The following is a 19,716-nucleotide window of genomic DNA, read 5'->3' as shown; positions in this document are numbered from 1 at the left end:
CCCGCTCAGGCCCGAGGCATCCGCACGAGGAAGGTCGTCCCTGCTTCCTTCGAGGACTCCACCTCGACGTGGCCGCCGTGCGCCATGACGACGTGCTTCACGATGAAGAGCCCCAGACCAATGCTCCGGCTGCTCTTCTGGTTGGAGCAAGCCCCTCGCTGCATGGGCTCGAAGAGCCGCGAGCGCAGCTCGGGCGGAATGGGCTCGCCCATGTTGTGGATGGAGAGTACGGGGTCGCCGCTGCTGCCTCGTACCTCCACCCGTACCGGCGTGTCCGGGGGGCTGTAGGCCAGCGCGTTACACAGCAGATTGGAGAGAACCTGGGCCAGCCGGTCTCCATCCCACTGGCCCCACCCGTCTCCCTCGAGGTTCAACTCCACCGACCTGTCCGGATGCGCCAACCGCACCTCCTCCACCGCATGGTGGGCGAGCTCGTGGAGGTTCACCCGCCTGCGATCGATGGGTATGCGGCCCAGCCGGGCTTGCGTGAAGTCGAGCAGGTCTCGAATCATCCGGCTGGCACGCTCGGCGACGGAGTGGATGCGGACGACGGCCGTCGTCGTCTTCTCGTCCAACTCGCGGCGCAGCAACGACGCCGTGGAGAGGAGGATGGCGTTGAGGGGGGTTTTCAGGTCGTGGGACACGATGCCGACGATCTGCTGCGCGAAGTCCGCACGCTGCCGCTCCTCCTCCCGCTGGCGCGCGAACCGGGTCACGTCCCAGCTGATGGTCAGCACGGAAACCACCTGGCCGTGTGCGTCGCGCTCGGGAACGAAGCGCGTCTGAAAACAACGCTCTCCGCGCGAATCCCTGACGGGGACGACCATCGTCGCGTCCTCGCCCGCGAACGCCTTGTCGAGTGCCTCCATACAGAGTGTCAGCGCCTCGGAAGACAGTTCCAGCTCATGAGGGGTCCGACCCAGCAGCTCGTCGGGACCATGGCCCATGGCGTGGCAGGTGGCCGCGTTGACATAGATGAGCCGACGCCGCGGGTCGTAGCGCGTGACGATGTCCGGGCTGTTCTCGGTGAGCTGGCGGTAGCTTTCCTCACTCTCGCGCAGCGCCGCCTCCGCCAGGGCCTGCCGACGGTAGCCCGCCCAGGCCGAGCCACCGACGAGGGCCAGGGTGACGCATATCGAGAAGATGAAGAGCCGTAACTCGTGCCCGCGGTGTTGCGCCTGCGCCGCCAGCACCGTCAGAAGGTGTTGCTCCTCCTGGTTCACCTCCTGGAAAACGCCGCGGACCTCGTCCATGGTTCTCTTTCCCAGGTCCGTGCGAACGATGGCCAGGGCCGCTTCTTCGCCCCCCTCCTGCCGCCGGAGTTGGATGGTGCTCGCGAGCTCCTCCATCTTCGTTTCGACCAGGGGCTCGAGCCTCTCGACCCGCTGTTGTTGAGCGGGGCTGTAGGCGGCCAGCTGTCGCACCTCCGCGAGGACCTCCTGGTACCTTCCCAGTGCCTCCTGGTAGGGGGCGAGATAGGACTCATCGCCCGTGACGAGAAAGCCACGCTGGCCTGTTTCGGCATCCACGAGGATGCTTTGGAGGCGCTCCGTCGCGAGTTGAATGTCCTGGGTATGCTTCACCCATGCTTCCGCTTCGATGAGGCTTTGCCAGGAGCGGTTGGAGGCCCAGAGGAGGAGTGCGAGGAGCAGGCTGGCGACGAGGGCCAGCCCGGCCGGCTGAAGCGGCAACTTACGTCTCATCGACCGATTCCCCCCAAGGGCGCTGGCACGAGAAGCACGAGGTGTTGGCACCGCCATCCGTCATCAGCACCCCCGCCATGCCCTGGCATGGGCAACCCATCGGCAACACGCCCCTGGATCACTCCTATTCTGAGGTGCTGGACGGGAGGCGGGCGAACCCTCGCCCGTGCTCTCAGGCCGCGACGGGATTCTTGGCGCGCTCATAGTGGCCGGACAGGATGTCCAGATAGTTGCCGTGTTCCACCCACTCCAGCAGGTGCATCACCCGCCAGGCGATGAAGGGGTGGCTCTGGTTCATCGTGAGGAGCATCGCCAGCAGGCCGTCGAACCAGCTCGACTCCTCCTGCTTCGCGAGCGTGCGCGCCTGCTGGACGAAGGGCGCCAGCTTCATCTTCGTGCGCTGGCGGGTGCCGGGCCGGTGGCCTCCCGCCAGCTTCATCAGCACGCCCAGGGAGGCGCTCAGGTCACGGCAGGCGAGCAGGCCCGCGCGGTCCGCGGTCAACTCGGAGCAGCGCATCCATTTGTAGAGTGCCTTCTGCAACGGAAAGCTCAGCCACTGTCCCACGGTGCCCAGCAGGCCACTGCCACCCGCCAGCACCAGGGCCACCGTCCGGTAGAGGCCGTGCTCCGCGTGCAGATGGCCCAGCTCATGTCCCAGCACGGACTTCACCTCGGTGTCGTCCAGGTGATCGAGCAGGCCCGCGTACACGATGACGGCGGGCTCCTCCGTGCCGAAGGTGACCGCGTTGGCATGGGGGGACTCGGAGAGGAACAGCGTCGGCTGGCTGGGGAAGTCCAGGCCATGGCGAGCCTCCTCGAGGAGTTTCACCAGCTCCGGGAATTGTGCTTCTCCGCACATGACGGTGGACGACAGGCACTCCAGCCGCAGGCTGCGCTCGCCCAGGTTGGACATCAGCCAGCGCACCAGGGCGGGGAAGCCCGGCAGCGCCTTGAGCGCCGCCAGCGTCGAGCGATCCAGTGAGTGCTCATAGGCACTCGAGCTGATGCGGGTGAGCGGTTCCTCGGGGGTGAGGAACAGCGCCTGCCCGCACGCCCCGCATTCGCAGCGCGAAGGCTCGAGCACGGCCTTGGGCACCTGGACACGGTTGCGCCGTCCGCAGTGACGGCACGTCAGCAACTTGACGGGGACATCCTTCTTGTCTGGCCAGAGGGCCGCCGCCAGCTCGGCATGGGACTCGTGCTTCATGACTTCCTCCCACCGGAGGCGCGCCGCTTGGGCTTTTCCTCCGCCGATTCACGCACCGTGGCATCCACCACGTCGTCTTCGTTTTCTCCGGACGGTTGTCCGGTGAGTTCGCGGCGCGTCCTGAGTTCTTGGATGCAGCGATCTCCGACGCGGGAGGTGAGGACCTTGTTCATCGACGAGCCCACCGCGATGCCCACCAGGGGCAGGGCACGCACCAGACTCTTGGAGAGTTGGAGGAGCGCGATCCGGGTCATCACGCTCACCAACATCTTGGAGACCTCGTGCGGGGCATACTTCCAGAGGGCGATGCCCTCGACCTGGGCCATGTCCAGGAAGGCGTTGCGGCCGCTCTTGGCGTCGTAGGTGCCCACCGAGGCGAGGAGGAAGGCCAGTTGCCGCTCCTCCTCCTTCCGGATGTCGAAGCCGTGGAGATGGCTGAGCACCAACGCCATCTCCACCTCGTACTTGAGGAGAAAGCCCATGTCCGCGAGGGTTCCGCCGAGGACCGCGGCCAGACTGCCCACGCCCGGAATCAGGGCGGGCGCCGCGGCCAGTCCCCCGGAGATGGCGGCACGGGTGGAGAAGTAGCTCACCACCGCGGCCGCGGCGGCCTCACGCGTTTCGGCCTCGCTCGCGAGCTTCTTCTTGCGCGCCTGTCCCAGGTACTCCTCGGCCAGTGCGATCAGGCTGTCCGTGTCGGAGATGATGCGTTCGACGGCCGAGAGGAGCTTCTGCCCCTGGCTTTGATCCTCTGCCTCTTTCATGGATTTCCCCCCTCGAGGTGGAACGACACCGTGGGATGGTGCCCAGGCGGATACTACTCCGCGCCAGCCATGGGGCGATCGCTCGCGGGCTGTTTCTGGCAGGCAGGGGAGCGGGCTTCGGGCCCCGTCCCTTCTCCGGTTGACGCGGAATGCGCACCCTGTAGCCGTCAGGAGGCTCGGTGGAAGAGCAGATCGCCCTGTGGATCGCTGGTTTCTCGTATCCCGCCGTCTTCCTGCTGCTCGTGCTGTGCGGGGTGGGTGCGCCCCTGAGCGAGGAGCTGGTCGTCCTCACCGGAGGGCTGGTGGTCGCGCGCAGCGGCGCGAGCTTTCCCATCATGGTGCTCGCCGCCTACCTGGGCATTCTCGCCGGAGACAGCGCGCTGTACCGGATCGGCTACGCGCTCGGCCCTCGGGTCTTCACCCATCCGAGGTTGGCCAGGATGTTGCCGCCCGCCCGCGTCACGCTCCTGCAGGAGATGTACATGCGGCGCGGGCCCCTGGCGGTGTGGCTCGCGCGCTTCCTGCCGGGACTGCGCGCTCCGGCCTACCTGCTCGCGGGCGCCACGCGGCTGCCCTACCGCCAGTTCGTGCTGGCCGATGGTTCCGCCGCCTGGATTCCGGCCCTGGGCATGACCTGGCTGGGTGTGCGCTTCGGTCCCCGGGTGCTCGCGGACGTGCAGGGCGGGCTGCGCTGGCTGCTCGCTCTCGTGTTCGCCGTGGGCGTGGCCGTGCTCGTGCGCCGCTGGTGGAAGCAGCGCGCCGCGCTTCGGGCCTCGCGCATCCTCGGTGCTGCTCCCGAGGGGAAGGCCTGAGCCTTCACTCCGGCAGGCGCGGCAGCAGGACGGTCAGCTCGAGCCCCGTGTCCTCCTGAACCACCGAGACCTGACCCTCCGCCCGACGCGCGAGCCGCTCCAGCGAGGCCTGGGCGCGGGGAAGGGGAGGACGGACGACCTGGGCCTGGACGCGCAGCCGCCATTGCTGTGCCCCCTCCGGCAGGTCCACCCGCATCACCGTCTCCGAGGCGCCCGCGCCCGTCAGCAGCCGCTCCAGGGCCCGTACCATCAACCCCAGGGTCATCCGGGGAGCCCGCACGCGCATGGGCTCCTCGGGCAGCTCCAGCCGCGCGGCGCACGGCCGTCCGGGACCGAAGGCCGCGCTCAACAGGGGCCGTCCATCGACCGCGGGAGGTCCATCGCCCCGCTGCCGCCGCTGGAGCCGGGTGTTGAGATCTCCCGCCGACTGGCGCATGCGCTCCAGGTAGCGCTTCATGGGCGGGCTGAGCTCCCCGGCCATGCCCTTCATCATCATCTCCACGTAGCCCTGGAGCACGAGCAGGGGCGTCCTCAAGTCATGGGCCGCCCGGGACCAGGCGCGCTCCCGCGCGGCGAGCTGCTCCACGAGCCGCAGCCGCTCCTGGCGCAGCCTCTTCTGCTCGGCCCGGCCCGCGTCCTCGCGCGCCAGGGACGCCAGCAGCGCGTCGCCCAGTACCGTCAACCGAGAGAGGTGCTGGCGCAGGAGCGGATCCCGGCAGGGCTCGCCGAGCACCAGCACCGCGCGCCCCTCGTGGAAGCGCTGCCAGGGATGGGCCCGGGCCGACTCAGGAGGCTCCTGGCCGCGCAGCGCGATCCGCAGCTCCTGTTCATGCAAGGCGGCCCCGCTCGTCCCCGTGAGGCCAACGGCCGCCTCCACGAGGGCGTTCAAGCCCGCTCTCGCGCCGTGGTGCAGCGCCTGCTCGGCGATCGCCGACAGCAGCCGCTCCACCCCGGAGGCGCCCACGCCCCTACCCACCTCTTGCCCGCTCCAAGCACCATCCAGCACATCCAGAGGAATGGGCATGGCGCGGGGTGGACGCAATGCTCCTTCTTCAGGGAACACCGGGAGCCAGGGAATGAAAACCTTTCCACCCCGTGGGCCCTCACCTCTCACCTTTTTACTGGCCTCCGGGGTGCACCCTGGCCCCCAGGGCAGCTCCTTGCCTCGGAAAAACGCGTGGCAGACCAATTGCTAATGGATGCGTCCGGCAAGGAACGGAGCGCGATGAGCACGCTGAGCTACTACTCGACGATCGCAAGGCTGGCACCCGCTGGGCTCGCCCGAGGCATGGTGCGCCGGGTCCACGGGGTGGCGCGGCAGGCGCTCTACAAGAAGCGCGAGCGGCTCGACGAGCGGGGGCTGCTGGCGGCCTTCGGCGTGGACTCGGCGGAGGCGCTGGCCGACCGGGCATTGGAGGTGGGGGCGGGGGGCGCCTGGTGTGACGTGGCGCGGCGGGCCTCCGTGTTGGAGGCGCTCGAGCGCATGCCGGGGGCGGTGGAGCGGGCGCTGGCGCGGGCCCGGGCCGCGTTCCGGGGCGAGTTCGATGTCTTCGGCACGCACGTGTGCTTTGGCGAGGGCCAGCCGGTGGACTGGTCCCTGGACGTGGGCAGCGGCTACCGCTACCCGGTGGTGCCGGTGGAGCGCTTGAAGCTGGCGCAGCCGGGCGTGGATCCGAAGTACCCGTGGGAGCTGGGGCGGCTGGATTGCCTCGTGGCGCTCGGCCAGGGCTACTGGGTGGAGCGTGAGGAGGCCGCGCGCCGTGCCTTCGCGCGCGACTTCGTGGCGCGCACGCTGGACTTCCTCCAGGCCAACCCCGTGGGCGAGGGCGTGCACTGGACGTGCGCCATGGAGGTGGCGCTGCGCGGGGCCAACCTGGCGCAGGCGCTGTGGATGTTCGCGGATGCGCCCGAGGCGCGCCGGCCGGAGTTCCTCGTGCCGGTGCTGCAAGCGCTCGCCGAGCACTCGGCCTGGGTGGAGACGCACCTGGAGGATGGGGGCGCGGTGCCCAACAACCACCTCGTCTCCAACCACGTGGGCCTGCTCGTGGTGGGTCTGCTGTTTCCCCGGTTGCCGGACGCGCCGAGGCAGGTGGCGCTGGCGGCGGCGGGGTTGCGCACCCAGGTGGAAGCGCAGGTGCACCCGGACGGCAGCTCCTTCGAGGGCTCCGTGCCCTACCACCGCCTGTCGGTGGAGCTCTTCACGCTGGCCTTCGTGGTGGCGCGCTCCCAGGGCGTGGAGCTGGGCGAGGTCTACACGCAGCGCCTGCGCGGCATGTTCGCGGCCTCGCGCGCGTGGTGCTCCGAGCGAGGCCTCGCGCCGCAGATTGGCGACAACGACTCGGGCCGCGTCTTCCCCTTCCGGGAGCGGGAGCCCCGCGAGCAGGGCTACCTGGTGCCGCTGGGCGCCGCCCTCCTGGGCGACGCGTCCCTTGCCGGGGGCGAGTATCCGGACGAGGCGGCGTGGCTGCTCGGGCAGCCGGGGCTGGCCCTCTTCGAGGCCCTCCCGGCCGCCGCGCCCGCGGTCTCCACGGGATTCGCCGCGGGTGGCTTCCACGTGCTGCGCGGCGCGGGCGCGGTGGTGACGGTGAGTGCCGGGGCCCAGGGGCAGGGCGGGGTGGGGGGGCACAGCCACAACGACAAGCTCTCCTTCGAGCTGCACCTGGACGGGCGCCCCGTCATCGTGGATCCGGGCACGGGCACGTATACGCGCGATCCCTCGGTGCGCAATGCCATGCGCTCCACGGCCGCGCACAACACGCCGCAGGTGGATGGCCTGGAGCAGGCGCGGCTGGAAGCGCATCGCCTGTTCGCGCTGCCCGAGGCGGCGCGGGCGCGCGTCGAGGTGTTCCAGACGGGCTCCGGGTTGGATCGCCTCATCGCGCGGCATGACGGCTACCGGCTCTTGTCCTCGCCCGTGGGCGTGGAGCGCACCTTCGTGCTCGACAAGCGCGAGCGCGCGCTGGGAGTCAGCGATTCTTTCGTCGGGGTGGGGCTTCACGAAGTGGTGAGCCGGATCCACCTTCCGGACCGCGAGGCGAGATTGAGAGAGCCCACGGCCGGAGAGCTGGCGCGGGCGCTGCGAGTTCCCCAGGCCCCGCGGACTTTCGAACCGCTCGCGGTGGAGCTGGGGCCAGAAGGCTCTCCCGTGGCGGTGGTGCTCTTCGAGCGGGGTGTGAGCCCGCGACTGGAGACGTCCCGGTATTCACCGGGCTACGGGCTCCTCGAGGAGTCGCGGGTGGTGGTGTTCGGAGCGCGGTTGTCGCCTCCGGCGTGGCTGCGGTGGGTGGTTGTTTTCGGGTGATGGTCTTGGATGGGCATGACGGGAAGACCCGCATGCCCTCAGGTGGAGGGTGAGAAGATGCGCGTTATGGTGAGCCCGTTGCTGACTCGGATCCGTCGGCGTGAGGCGAAGGTGGGCGTGGTGGGAATGGGCTACGTGGGTCTCCCGCTGGGCATGGCCTTCGCGGAAGCGGGGTTCCCGGTGACGGGGCTGGAAGTGGACTCCCGCAAGGTGGAGAGCATCGCCAAGGGTGAGAGCTACATCAAGCACATCAAGAGCGAGCCCCTCAAGGAGCTGACCCAGGCGGGCAAGCTCACGGCGACCACGGACTTCGCCAAGGCGAAGGAGCTCGACTGCATCATCATCTGCGTGCCCACGCCGCTCACCGCGTCGCGTGAGCCGGACATGAGCTACATCATCAAGACGGGCGAGGCGCTCGCGCCGCACGTGCGCGAGGGCCAGCTCTTCATCCTCGAGTCCACCACGTACCCGGGCACCACGGACGAGGTGCTCAAGCCGCTGCTCGAGAAGGGCGGCCTCAAGGCGGGCGTGGACTTCCACCTGGCCTTCAGCCCCGAGCGCGAGGATCCGGGCAACAAGAACTTCAACACCAAGACGATTCCGAAGATCGTCGGTGGGCACACGCCCGCGTGCCTCGAGGTGGCCCAGGCGCTCTACGCGAGCGCCCTCAAGGACACGGTGCCCGTGTCGAGCACCCGCGTGGCGGAGCTGTCCAAGCTGCTGGAGAACATCTTCCGCTGCGTGAACATCGCCATGGTCAACGAGATGAAGATGCTCTGCGACCGCATGAACATCGACGTGTGGGAGGTCATCCAGGCCGCCAGCACCAAGCCCTTCGGCTTCATGCCCTTCACGCCGGGCCCGGGCCTGGGTGGGCACTGCATCCCCATCGATCCCTTCTACCTCACGTGGAAGGCGCGCGAGTTCGAGTTCCACACCAAGTTCATCGAGCTGGCCGGCGAGGTGAACCAGCAGATGCCCTACTACGTGGTGCAGCGCACCATGGAGGCGCTCAACAAGGTCAAGAAGACGCTCAACGGCTCCAAGGTGCTCTGCATCGGCGCGGCGTACAAGAAGGACATCGACGACATGCGCGAGAGCCCCAGCCTGCGCGTCATCACCCTGCTCAAGGGCACGGGCGCCGAGGTGGACTACCACGATCCGTACGTGCCCAAACTGGAGGAGGGCCACGGCTTCAACTTCAACATGAAGTCCGTGCCGCTCACCCCGGAGACGCTCGCCGGTTATGACGCGGTGCTCATCCTCACCGACCACTCGAACATCGACTACGCCGAGGTGGTCAAGCACTCCGGCGTCATCGTCGACACGCGCAATGCCTGCAAGAACGTGGGCCCCGGGCGTGAGAAGGTGACCAAGGCCTAGTTTGACGCGAGCGGATGGCGCGGGGCGCCGTCCAGCCGCGTGGATGGCCCCAGGGTGACGCCTCGAGAGAGGTGTCACCCCGGGGCCTGTTTCTGTTGGGCGTGGCGGATGACTTGAGGAGTCACGTGCGTGCGTGCTTGACTGCGCCGTCCCAGTCTTGCGGAGGCACATCATGGCTCGCGGCAATCCCACTCCCGGCGTCGAGGTCCAGGGTCCTATCGTCCAGGCCTTGATCGCCTCCGTGGAGATCGTGCGCCCCGAGGTGCTGCGCATCCTCGCCTCGCATGGGATTTCGCCCTCCACGCCTCGCTCGGGCTACCCCCTGTCGGAGGTCCTGCGGTGTCTGGAGGACATCCAGGGGCGGGTGGGCCGCGTCACCGTGCGCGCCATCGGCCAGCAGGTTCCCCGGCACACGGCTTTTCCGCCCCACATCACCAGCTTCGCGATGGCCCTGTTCCTGATGAACGCGGCCTACCGCACCAACCACCAGGGCGCGCAAGACATCGGCGGCTACCACCACGAGCCCGTGGACGGGCAGTCCTCGCGCATGCGGTGTGACAATCCCTACCCCTGTGATTTCAACCAGGGCGTGCTGGAGGGCCTCTACGCGCGCTTCACGGGCCGGGGGACGTTGAGGCTGCGCATCGAGCACGCGTCCGAGGACTGCCGTGCCCGCGGCGCCACCTCCTGTACCTACCGCCTCAAGTGGTGAGCGGGCCCGGCGGCGTCGTGTGTGTGTCGCTTCGTGGATGGATGGAGTGTGCCCACGACACGCTGGAGCGGTCGTCCATGCCGTGAAGTCGTTCAATCCCCTATGGTTCTTCGAGGATGTCCTTCCGCGAAGTCCTCAAGGCAAGGGGGTTGGAATGTCGCGAGCCACTCCGCTTCTACTGGCGATGCTACTCCTCGGCATGGGCTGCAGACCGGGGGCACGAGGTGAACCAGGGCCGCGGGGGCCGGCGGGGGAGCGGGGACCCATGGGGCCGCAGGGGACCGCGGGACCGCAGGGGGTGGCAGGGGAACGAGGAGCCATGGGGCCGCAGGGGCCGGTGGGCCCCGCCGGGCCTCCTGGCTCCTCCGCGCCATTCGTTCCCATCCGGACGACGCTCGCCTACACGAATCAAGTGAAGGACCTGGAACCCTCGGAAGCGCCCAAACTCCTCCGGACCGTGGGCACCTTCACCAAGGAACTCGCGGACACCGTGATTGAGCTCACCTGGCAGTCGCACATCCGGACGGAGGGGGATGGCGGCTACTGCAGCTTCGACGTTCGCATCGATGGAGAGTCGATGCCCGTGCCGTCCGGCCTGTGGCTCGGTGCGACGCTCCACGATGCGAATGATGCGCCGGTGCACCTGTACCTGGAGTTCCCTGGCCTCGCACCCGGCGCGCACGTGGTGACGCTCTGGTCTCGTGGCGTGAATGGCGCCACGGCTTGCATCGACAACTCCGGGAGCTTCCTGAGAACGGTCCACGTCGTCGAGACGTACTAGGTCCGCCGGCTGGACGACGGTGGAGACGGCCCGCCGCGGGCCCAGGTGCCTCCGTCGCCCTTGACGGCGGGCCTCCATGTCCTGTAATTGATAATGATACTGATTCTCAATTTCAACTTGGCGGGACACGCCAGGTGAGGAGGAGCGGACGTGGCACGAGATACGGGACCTCGCGGCAGGGTGTGCCGTCGGCTGGGAGTCGCGCTGTCGAACATCTCCGCGAAGGATCCGGACAAGGATCCGGTGTTGCGTCGGCCGTATCCCCCCGGGCAGCATGGGGCGGCGTCCAGGCCATCGGTGAGCGACTACGGGCAGCGGCTGCGCGAGAAGCAGAAGCTCAAGTTGTTCTACGGCCTGCTGGAGAATCAGTGCCGCCGGGCGTTCCTGGAGGCGCGCCGCTCGCCGGGCAATACGGGCACGGTGTTGCTGCAACAACTGGAGAGCCGTTTGGACATGGTGCTGCTGCGCGCGGGGTTGGCGACGAGCATCCGCCAGGCGCGGCAGTTCGTGCGCCATGGCTACGTCCAGGTGGATGGGGTGCGCACGAACATCCCCAGCTTCCGGTTGCGGCCGGGCAATGAGGTGCGCTTCGGCCCGAACCACCGGGAGCTGCCGGTCGTGCGCAACAGCTTCGAGCGGATGAAGGGCCGGAGCGTTCCGGCCCACCTCGTGGTGGTGGAGGACGGGCGGGGCGTGCGCTACACGCGCGTGCCCGAGCGCGAGGAGATTCCCGTGGACGTCAACGTGCCCTTCATCGTCGAGTTCTACGCGCAGCGCGCGTGAGCGCCGGACGCTCCGGGGGGCGTCAGGAGTCCTGGGGCGCGCCGGTGTCCGGCGAGGCGTAGTACGCGAGCACCTCCCGGACGTGCTCGGGCCGCGTGTACACGTCGCCGCGGGGCCGCTCGATGAGCTCCTGGATGACGGCGGCGACCTCCTCGGCGCGCTGGGCCCCGGGAATGGCGCGCGAGTCGGTTCCTCCTCCGAGCGCGTTGTCGCCGAAGTCGGTGGCCACCGGGCCCGGGAGCACGGCGGACACGTGGATGCCGGGGAAGCGCTCGCGCAGCTCCTGCCTCAGGTTGGCCGTGAGCGCGTTGAGGGCATGCTTGGCGGCGTTGTAGGCGGAGCGCTCGGCCACGTGGGGCACGCGCCCGAGCATGGACGAGACGTTGATGAGGTGCCCCGTGCCGCGCTCCTGGAAGTGCGGCAGCACCGCCTGCATGCCGTAGAGCGCCGACTTGACGTTCACGCGCATCATCTCGTCGAAGTCCTCGTCGGTGAGCGCGGAGACGGGCCGGGTGATGCCGCGCCCGGCGTTGTTGACCCACACGTCCACGCGCCCGAAGCGGGCGAGCGCCGCGTCGAGCACCCGCCGGACGTCCTCGCGCAGGGTGACATCCGCGGGCACGGCCAGTGCCTCGGAGCCCGAGCGGGCGGCCACCTGGCGCAACTCGGACTCCCGCCGCGCGGCGAGCACCACGCGGGCGCCCCGCGCTCCCAGCGCCTGGGCCAGGGCGGCGCCGATGCCCGCGCTCGCGCCCGTGATGACCACGACCTTGCCGTCCACGAAACGCTCCTTTCCGGAGCACGTTGCCTCTCCGGTCCATACCTCGCGGGTCCTCTATCGCCTCGACCCCCCAGGGGGCCAGTCGGGATAGAGTCGCGGCGTGAAAACCCGAACCTCATCCGCATTCGCGCTGCTCGCCAGCTCCGTCTTCCTCACCGCCGCCACGCCCGCGCCGGACGCGCGCGTGTCTCTGCTGGACGCGATGGAGGAGGAGCTTCAGCGCAACCAGCGCAACCTGAAGCTGCAGAACCACGAGCCGCCGTACTTCATCAGCTACCAGCTCAAGGACACGGAGCAGACGAGCCTCGTCGCCCGCTACGGCTCGCTCTTCCTGGACAACACCTCCCGCTACCGCCGGATGTACGTGGACACGCGCGTGGGCTCGTACGAGTTCGACAACTCGGGCCCCGAGGAATACACGTACTTCGTCGGGGGCGGACGCGGCACGAGCTACATCGTCAACAAGGAAGGGCCGCTGGACGACTCGTCGCTGGCACTGCGCACCGCGCTGTGGCTCGCCACGGACGAGAAGTACAAGGCCTCGCTCTCGCAGCTGCTCAAGAAGAAGGGGGAGAACGTCTACACGGTGGAGGATCCCAAGCAGCCGCCGTCCTTCTCGAAGGAGAAGCCGGTGCGCTCCATCCAGCCGCCGGTGGCCTTCCCCTTCGACCATGATCGCTGGGCGCGCGTGGCGCGCGAGCTGTCGGCGCGCTTCAAGGAGCACCCGGAGATCTTCGACTCGGAGGTGCGGGTGACGGCGGACAAGGTGGGCCGCTACTTCGTGTCCTCCGAGGGCAGCCGCATCCTCTCCGAGGAGGTGATGTATGGCGTGCACGTGACGGCGGTGACTCGCGCCGATGATGGACAGCTGCTGGACGACTCGCGCAACTACTACGCGCCCACCGAGGCGGGGCTGCCGGACGAGAAGACGCTGGAGGCGGCGGCCACGCGCATCGTCGAGGAGCTCAAGGCCCTGCGCAAGGCGCCGGTCATCGATCCGTACACGGGGCCGGCGATCCTCGCGGCCGAGGCGGCGGGGGTGCTCTTCCACGAGGCGGTGGGGCACCGGCTGGAGGGGGACCGGCAGGATGGGGAAGGGGAGGGCAAGACGTTCCGGGGCCAGGTGGGCCGGCAGGTGCTGCCCACGTTCCTGAGCATCGTGGATGACCCGACGGTGCGCGCGCTCAAGGGCGAGCCCCTCAATGGCTTCTACGAGTACGACGAGGAGGGGGTGAAGGGGCAGCGCACGGTGCTGGTGGACAAGGGCGTGCTGCGCAACTACCTGCTGTCGCGTCGGCCGGTGGAGGGCTTCCTGCAGTCCAACGGACACGGCCGCAGCCAGGGGACGGCCAAGCCCGTGGCGCGCATGGCCAACCTCATCGTCGACTCCACGAAGCAACTGGATGACGGGGAGCTCAAGAAGCAGCTCATCGCGGAGGCGAAGCGGCAGGGCAAGCCGTATGGCCTCATCATCCGGGACATCACCGGGGGCAACACCAACACGTCCAGCTATGGCTACCAGGCGTTCAAGGGCGTGCCGCGCATGGTGTTCCGGGTGGATGTGAAGACGGGCGAGGAGACGCTGGTGCGGGGAGTGGAAATCGTGGGCACGCCGCTGTCGGCGGTCAATCGCATCATGGCGACGGGCCGCAAGCAGGGGGTGTTCAACGGCTTCTGTGGCGCGGAGAGCGGCAACGTGCCGGTGTCGACGGTGGCGCCGGCCATGTTGCTGCAGGAGATCGAGCTTCAGCGGGCCGAGGAGGGCAAGGATCGGCCGCCGCTCCTGCCGAGCCCCGCGCGGGGCGGAGGCACCACGAGCGGCGCGGCGAAGTAGGACGTGGGGGGGGACAGGTTCGAAGCCTGTCTCCCCGACCACCTGATAGAACCTTCAAAGTCACCGAGTAGTAATAGGGGCTCCTTCTAGAGCACCTACATTGCGGCTTCGCCGCTGTGCGTCGAGGATCGTCTAGGAGGAGGATCATCCTTCGGCTCCTCCCTCCGCTTCTGCCTTCTACACAGCTTGGATCTTGCGTCTTCCTCATGTCACAGAGCAACGCTGCCGGAATCTCTATGTGCCATGCGTGCGGCGTGGCACATGCCCCGAAGAGCTATTACCACCGCGGATCGGCGAGTGCGTCGGAGGAGCCGCAGAGGGCGCCAGCAAATTACGCGTCCATGGGTCCGAATCGCGTTGACCAGACACACTCGTACGGCAGCCGCTGGGTGAGCGCGGGCGAGCCCACTCAGTCGCCCTGCGCACGCGACGGCTGCGGCAACGTTGAAGGCAACGTCAAGATCTTCATGGACGAGTGGGCAGGATTGGACGGCGTCAACGAATGCAGCGAGATCAAGTGCGCCAAATGTGGATGGTTTACGCTGTACAGATGGAGGGATGAATTCTAAGGAGCACCCCTTTCAAGGTGGATAGGAGCGAATCTCCCAGAAACGGCTACCAAGCAGGTCTCTGGGGAGAAAATACCTCTCCCTGGGCGCGGGAACGGCGCGTCAGGGACTCTGCCCCGCTGCTTCATGTCGGAATGACTGACTTCGCGCAGTCCTCTGCTGTCCGGGGCAACCGCGCTCGCCCTGTGACTGTCTTTCTCGTCCGTCACGTGGACTCTTGTCCCCGAAGGACACGTGCGGTCGCCACATGCCGTCGTGCTTCCGCTCCCGACACATACCCCTTCCTGGTCTTCTTCTTGGGCTTGCGTGGATGCTTGCGCAGCCGGGCCGGATTGATGTCCGCTGCCATCCTCAGCAGCGTCTGGCTGAGTTCTGGCGCCGACTGGGTCTCGAATTCGTCCCACTCCGCTTCTGGCACGGCAATCATCATCCCGCTGTAGGTGCTCCTCACCTCATCGGCGATGTAATAGGTGGACACCTGCCAGTTCTTTGCTTCCAATTGATGCTCGGTCTCCACCGCCACCTGGAGCACCGCCAGAACGTTGTACGTCATGACGGACACACCGAAAGCCAGGAGCACGGCTCTCGGGTTGCCCAACCCCGCCACCCCGGAAGCCTCGCAAGGGCTTCAATCTCTTTTCACTCGCCGCCAGGTGGTTTCCATCCAGCACTCGCACCCGGTAGCCCGCGGCCCACGGCGTCTGCTGAGCCTTCATGGACTGGACCACCGGCGTCAGCTTCTCGCCGCACCCTCGTACCAGCGCTTGCACCACTGGAGGCTCGGTGCGATTGACCTTGTCATACAAGGCGGTGAGCGACACTCCCAACTCGGCGCTGGCCTGGGCCGCCGCATGCAGCGACGGTTTGAGCCCTAAGGCCACCAACGCCATCAGGTCCACCACGGTGGAGAAGAGCAACTCGCGCGTGTACTGCTGGTCGCGGTGTTGCTCGAACGGCTCATCCACCCACTGTCGGCTGAGCGCCTGCTGCATCAGCAGGCGCGCCATGACCGTCAACGGGCTTTTCTTCTTGAAGCGCTCGAACACTGCTTGCAGGGCCATGGTCCTTCCCTCCGAAGTCACTCCGGAAAGATGACCTCAGCGGTCACTGCATGCTGCTCCCTCTGATGCCCGCTTGCTGTCTCGCCAGCTTCCCTTTCTGGGTAGCATCATCTATCCGACCTTGAAAGTGGTGGTTCTAAGGAGCCCATGAAGCAGAGGCCGTCGGGAGTGGACTGGGCGCAGGTGCTCAGCAGGACGTTCGACTTCGACGTATTGGCCTGCGTGAGGTGTGGAGGCCGGCGGCGGCTCTTGGCGTACGTGAAGCAAGCCGGAGCAGTGCGAGCTATTCTGGAGCACCTGGGCTTGCCCACGGCAGGTGCCAGCCTGACTCCGGCGCCAGCGCCACCCCAGGCCGCGTGGTGTTGAGGCCCGCGCCGCCACAGCCAACAGGCCCAAGCCCCCTGCTCCCCTGCGCTGCCCCTGCTGGCAGGTCGGCCGGGGCCGACGTGTGCCTCAAGGCGGCCGCACTCTGCGTGCACCGGCATGGCTCACTTCTCTTGGGCTCCTGTCAGCTGCCTTCCCCCTCCTCTCTGCCCCAACCCCCTGCCCTCAACCGTGCCCCTATTTCTCTTATGCGCCGAAGCGAGGAGCGGTCGCACTCGTCGAGTTCGGGATAGTCGAGCAGCATCTGCAGCATGGTCGGCACCAGGTTAATCGCTGTAGCACGGTGCTCCTGGACGGCGGCGAGATAGGCGTTTGGCACGAAGCCCGGCAGCACCACGCTGCATGCGCCGCGCATCCAGAAGGGCAGCACGAACGTGCCACTCGCGTGGAGCAGCGATGCGGCGTGCAGCATGCGGTCGTCGCGCGTGAGCGGAAACAGGTCAAGCAGCACGTTGCGGCAGATCGCGGCATAGCTGCCCTGGGTGTGCTGCGCCGCCTTGAGCAAAGTATAGGACGGATAGGAGCCCTGTTGAGGGCGGCGGGCTGGTGAAGAGGGGCCAAGAAGGGCCGCTGGAGGGTGACACGCGGGCTGTGTGCCGGGCCGGAGCAGAGGCTGTTCCGCCCCTCGGGGCACATGCCGGCCCAAGCGGCCCAGCCAGGCGGCAGGCCGCAGGGGCGTGGGCTTCCAGGTCACTGTGGGTGCTTGGGCTCAACACCACATCCAGCGCGAACGTTCGGCGCAGCAGTCCCGCCCAATCCAATCGCGGTGTGCGCTCCATCGTCGACTCCACCGTCGCAGCCTGGGCCGGGCTCTCCTCCTCCTGCCCCGGCTCCGCCTCCGCTTGAGGGAGCAGAAATGGCCGCACTTTCGCGCCTGCAGCGAAGATGCCGTGGATCCTTGTGAGGTTTGTCCGAGGCGGAGGCACCAGCGACCTCTCCTCGGCCTGGGCGAGCCGTGGCGGGCTACGGGAGCGGAGTGGTCACGGTCTCGAACGTGGCCCTGAATCGACTCAGCGACATCTCGACGGTGTCTTTCCCGGTGCCCAGAACCGGGTACTGGGGGCCGCCGTGCGGATTGCGTACCTCCACCATGTGCTCGTTCTTGCTCCGGGAGAACCGGGTGCCCACCACGGTGTAGGCGTGCCGGGTTTCAATCCCTGACTTCATCCCCGCGGTGCGCTCGAAGTTGGACCCGGCGAGCACCGCGACGCCCGGAGTGTTTGCCTTGTTGAGGTGACGGAGCAACTCCTTGTCCGACATGTCCCGGATGGGCAGGTAATCCGCGCGCCTCCCCGTGAAGGCATGCATGGCGCCGATGCCCGTCCCTCCCTCGATGCCCCCATACCCCGCGGTCTGTCGCTCGCTCGTGTCCCTGTTGCTCTTGACGGACTCCCGGGCGTCGTGAAGCTTGACGTAGCCCTGTTCAGCCACCTGAGGCCAGATGACCTTCTTTCCACGGGACTTGTGGAAGTCGGGCTGCATGTCCGTGGGGAGTTGGTCGTCCACATGGACTCGCACGGGACGCAAGGTCTCGGGGTCGTGAAGATTGACATGGTACCTGCCTGGCTCCGCTTCCTGCACCATGTTCCTGATGGCGTCGGGGTCGCTGGCCACACCCGCCAGCGAGGCCATCATGTGGCAGTTGCCCAGGTTGGACTGCCTGACATGCTTGGGCTCGGGGCCGCGACGCCCATACAGCGAGGGGTCCTGGACCTGCGCATAGGGGCTCTCTCCGTAGGCGTTCCACTTGGGATGGGCGTCGTGGCTGGTCAGTCGGTGACGGTCCTCCGGGCGGTAGTCGGCGTACTGGTCGTGGTCGTCATGCTCGACCTCATGGCTGGAAGACTCGGCGACGACATGGGATGCCCGTGGGGGAGAGTCCGTGCGGCTGGCGCGAGAAGGCGCACGGCTCGAGGACCTGGCGTAGGCAGAAGCAGACGCAGAACCGCTACCATACTTGTGGCTGTACACGGGGCAACTCCGGGAGAGGAGAGGAGAGCTGCCCTGTCCATGATCAAGGAGTGTGCCAGCCTTCCGAGCCGGGTGGAGTGGGGGCTTCCCTCGGAGACCGCTCGGAAGGTGCCCCTCGCCTCCTGGTGACCGCGGTCACGGGGTGGTGACGACAGTCATCACCTTCGTGCGCTCCGTTTACTTGCCACCGCCCAGGGGACGCTTCAGCGGCAGCACGTCGAACGAAAGGCTGAGGACCGCCTTGAAGTCCTGAACCGTGTGCGGCAGGGCGCGCAGTGTCTCCCTGCTGAGCCCTCGCTCGGCGACAATGAAGACGACCGACTCTCCCTTGTAGTTGCCCGCGGCCACGCGCGCGATCCCCTTCATTCCGGTCAGGAGCCGTTGGGCCTCGGACACAGCACCCGTGAGCGCCGCCGAGACCTGCGGGTGGTTGGCGGCGTACTCGCTCAAGAACGTTCCCACGGCCTTGCCCGCACTGAGCAAGGTCCGGGCATCCGGCGGTCGGGATGACGAGCGCATGGGCGCGGAGCTCGCCGCGGAGGAGGGGGCGGGGCTTTTCGGAGGGGCGACTTGTCCGAGCCGCTCCGCTCCGGCGGTTCTGAGTGGGGCGGTGGGCGCGGCGGAGGCGGTGGGCGCGGCGGAGGCGGTGGGCGCGGCGCTGCTCGAGGGAGCCGCCTCTCCGGTCGGCTTCCTGATCATGGACCCATAGACGTTCCGCTTGGGGTCATCCTTCGCTGCTTTCTGCATCTCGGCGGTGAGCCGCTGATCCTGGGAGCGCTGCGAGTTTCCGCCGTGGGACTGCTCGCCCTCCAGGTCCGGCTTCTTGGCCGAGTTGAGCACGAGCTGATCGTCCATCCGCGGCAGCGCGGTGCTGGCGGAAGGGGAGGCGGCAGTGCCCTCCGCGGGCTTCGCGGGGGTGCCCGGCACCGCTTTCTGCGCCTCGAGGGCGGGCTTGCGCGTCTGGGGCGTGTTCGGCCCCGGGATGAAGGCCTCGACGCTGCTCTTGCCCCCGTGTGACGCATCTCCCTCGGAGTTCGACTTGAACTCCTGGCGGTCCTGCCGATACTCCTTGAGCTTGATCAGGGCCTCGTCGCCCGCGTCCCGCTTGTCCTCCCCCTCCAGAGGCCGCTCGTCTCCCTCGAGCTCGGCCTCCTCCATGTGCTGGGTGGCGTCGGTCTTGGAGGTCTTTCCCGCCGGAGAACGGCCTCGGGCCCTGTCCGTCCGTTGCGGACCTTTCGACGAGCCGGGCAGTCGGGGGGAGCCATGAGGGGGGCGGTTTGTTTTGATCACAGTACGTGCTATTTATCAGACCCCCATGAGTGGAAGCTACGGAGTTAGTGAGTTCGACTACGGCCAGTGCCCCTGCACCGGGAATTACGAACACCGGCTGATCGAGGTGGATGTGGTCGTGGAGCAGCGCAACGTGGTGCTCACGAACATTCCGCAAGGGGAGTGCCCCCTGTGTGGTTCTCAGGTCTACAAGATGCAGATCATGGAGCGCATCGAGACCTTGATGGCGACCGCGGAGCGCTCTTCCTGAAGTAGGGAGGGGCGGGCCGTGCAGCGGCCGAGCAAGCGTCGCCCGCCGCGAGACTCGCCGTTTCTTGGAAGCCGAGACGGCGCGGTTCTCATCCTCTGTGCTTGGATTGAGGCCCCCCCCGCTGCCGTCC

16 protein-coding genes and 1 pseudogene are annotated in these 19,716 nt (G+C 67.8%); 8 read left to right on the top strand and 9 right to left on the bottom strand.

Going from position 1 to position 19,716, the window contains the following annotated elements; all coding sequences use genetic code 11:
• Nucleotides 1-5 precede the first annotated feature (5 nt).
• From D187_RS49715 to D187_RS09485, 3 genes are all read right to left on the bottom strand, one after another.
• Nucleotides 6-1,703, bottom strand: a complete 1,698-nt coding sequence (locus tag D187_RS49715) for a CHASE3 domain-containing protein (RefSeq protein ID WP_162159633.1) — start codon at nt 1,701-1,703, stop codon at nt 6-8.
• A 172-nt stretch (nt 1,704-1,875) separates the two neighbouring features.
• Nucleotides 1,876-2,910: a M48 family metallopeptidase gene (locus tag D187_RS09490; protein ID WP_002627874.1), complete on the bottom strand. Its 1,035-nt coding sequence runs from the start codon at nt 2,908-2,910 to the stop codon at nt 1,876-1,878.
• The gene (locus D187_RS09485; RefSeq protein WP_002627872.1) at nt 2,907-3,674 is read right to left on the bottom strand and encodes an EcsC family protein; all 768 of its coding nucleotides are present in this window, start codon (nt 3,672-3,674) and stop codon (nt 2,907-2,909) included. The genes D187_RS09490 and D187_RS09485 overlap by 4 nt, the downstream gene beginning before the upstream one ends.
• Before the next feature lie 179 nt (nt 3,675-3,853).
• Between D187_RS09485 and D187_RS09480 the strand changes: the two genes are divergently transcribed.
• Nucleotides 3,854-4,486, top strand: coding sequence for a DedA family protein (locus D187_RS09480; protein WP_002627869.1), 633 nt, complete (start codon nt 3,854-3,856; stop codon nt 4,484-4,486).
• Between the two features lie 4 nt (nt 4,487-4,490).
• On the opposite strand, the gene D187_RS09475 is transcribed toward D187_RS09480, so the two are convergent.
• Nucleotides 4,491-5,510 carry a histidine kinase dimerization/phospho-acceptor domain-containing protein gene (locus tag D187_RS09475; protein ID WP_051256280.1) on the bottom strand — a complete coding sequence of 340 codons (1,020 nt, stop codon included), beginning with the start codon at nt 5,508-5,510 and terminating at the stop codon, nt 4,491-4,493.
• A 201-nt stretch (nt 5,511-5,711) separates the two neighbouring features.
• On the opposite strand from D187_RS09475, the gene D187_RS09470 reads away from it, so the two are divergent.
• From D187_RS09470 to rpsD, 5 genes are all read left to right on the top strand, one after another.
• On the top strand, nt 5,712-7,787 hold the full coding sequence (locus D187_RS09470; protein ID WP_020917910.1) for a heparinase II/III family protein: 2,076 nt from the start codon (nt 5,712-5,714) through the stop codon (nt 7,785-7,787).
• A 57-nt stretch (nt 7,788-7,844) separates the two neighbouring features.
• Nucleotides 7,845-9,170, top strand: coding sequence for a nucleotide sugar dehydrogenase (locus D187_RS09465; protein ID WP_043428961.1), 1,326 nt, complete (start codon nt 7,845-7,847; stop codon nt 9,168-9,170).
• Nucleotides 9,171-9,342: 172 nt separating this feature from the next.
• The gene (locus D187_RS09460) at nt 9,343-9,882 is read left to right on the top strand and encodes a hypothetical protein (RefSeq protein ID WP_002627862.1); all 540 of its coding nucleotides are present in this window, start codon (nt 9,343-9,345) and stop codon (nt 9,880-9,882) included.
• A 319-nt stretch (nt 9,883-10,201) separates the two neighbouring features.
• On the top strand, nt 10,202-10,663 hold the full coding sequence (locus D187_RS57630; RefSeq protein WP_043428960.1) for a hypothetical protein: 462 nt from the start codon (nt 10,202-10,204) through the stop codon (nt 10,661-10,663).
• 150 nt (nt 10,664-10,813) lie between these two features.
• Entirely contained in the window at nt 10,814-11,446 is a 633-nt protein-coding gene (rpsD, locus tag D187_RS09450) for a 30S ribosomal protein S4 (protein ID WP_002627856.1), read from the top strand.
• Between the two features lie 22 nt (nt 11,447-11,468).
• Here the strand turns inward: rpsD and D187_RS09445 are convergent, their stop codons facing one another.
• Entirely contained in the window at nt 11,469-12,227 is a 759-nt protein-coding gene (locus tag D187_RS09445) for an SDR family oxidoreductase (RefSeq protein WP_002627855.1), read from the bottom strand.
• A gap of 100 nt (nt 12,228-12,327) precedes the next feature.
• Between D187_RS09445 and D187_RS09440 the strand changes: the two genes are divergently transcribed.
• Nucleotides 12,328-14,061, top strand: coding sequence for a TldD/PmbA family protein (locus D187_RS09440; protein ID WP_002627854.1), 1,734 nt, complete (start codon nt 12,328-12,330; stop codon nt 14,059-14,061).
• 774 nt (nt 14,062-14,835) lie between these two features.
• On the opposite strand, the pseudogene D187_RS51590 reads toward D187_RS09440, so the two are convergent.
• From D187_RS51590 to D187_RS09420, 4 genes and pseudogenes are all read right to left on the bottom strand, one after another.
• A pseudogene (locus D187_RS51590) lies at nt 14,836-15,637 on the bottom strand (hypothetical protein).
• 562 nt (nt 15,638-16,199) lie between these two features.
• Nucleotides 16,200-16,580 (bottom strand): AMP-binding protein, encoded by a 381-nt coding sequence (locus D187_RS53720; RefSeq protein ID WP_002627849.1) that lies wholly within the window; start codon nt 16,578-16,580, stop codon nt 16,200-16,202.
• 458 nt (nt 16,581-17,038) lie between these two features.
• Nucleotides 17,039-18,046 carry a C2 family cysteine protease gene (locus tag D187_RS09425; protein ID WP_002627848.1) on the bottom strand — a complete coding sequence of 336 codons (1,008 nt, stop codon included), beginning with the start codon at nt 18,044-18,046 and terminating at the stop codon, nt 17,039-17,041.
• A 177-nt stretch (nt 18,047-18,223) separates the two neighbouring features.
• On the bottom strand, nt 18,224-19,204 hold the full coding sequence (locus tag D187_RS09420) for a hypothetical protein (protein ID WP_002627846.1): 981 nt from the start codon (nt 19,202-19,204) through the stop codon (nt 18,224-18,226).
• Nucleotides 19,205-19,361: 157 nt separating this feature from the next.
• On the opposite strand from D187_RS09420, the gene D187_RS09415 reads away from it, so the two are divergent.
• A complete protein-coding gene (locus tag D187_RS09415; RefSeq protein ID WP_043428958.1) occupies nt 19,362-19,586 on the top strand; it encodes a hypothetical protein in 225 nt (74 codons plus the stop codon).
• The last annotated feature ends 130 nt before the right edge of the window (nt 19,587-19,716 follow it).

Origin of the sequence: Cystobacter fuscus DSM 2262, from assembly GCF_000335475.2 — a bacterium.
Classification (GTDB): domain Bacteria; phylum Myxococcota; class Myxococcia; order Myxococcales; family Myxococcaceae; genus Cystobacter; species Cystobacter fuscus.
This window is presented reverse-complemented; position numbering and strand designations above follow the sequence as displayed.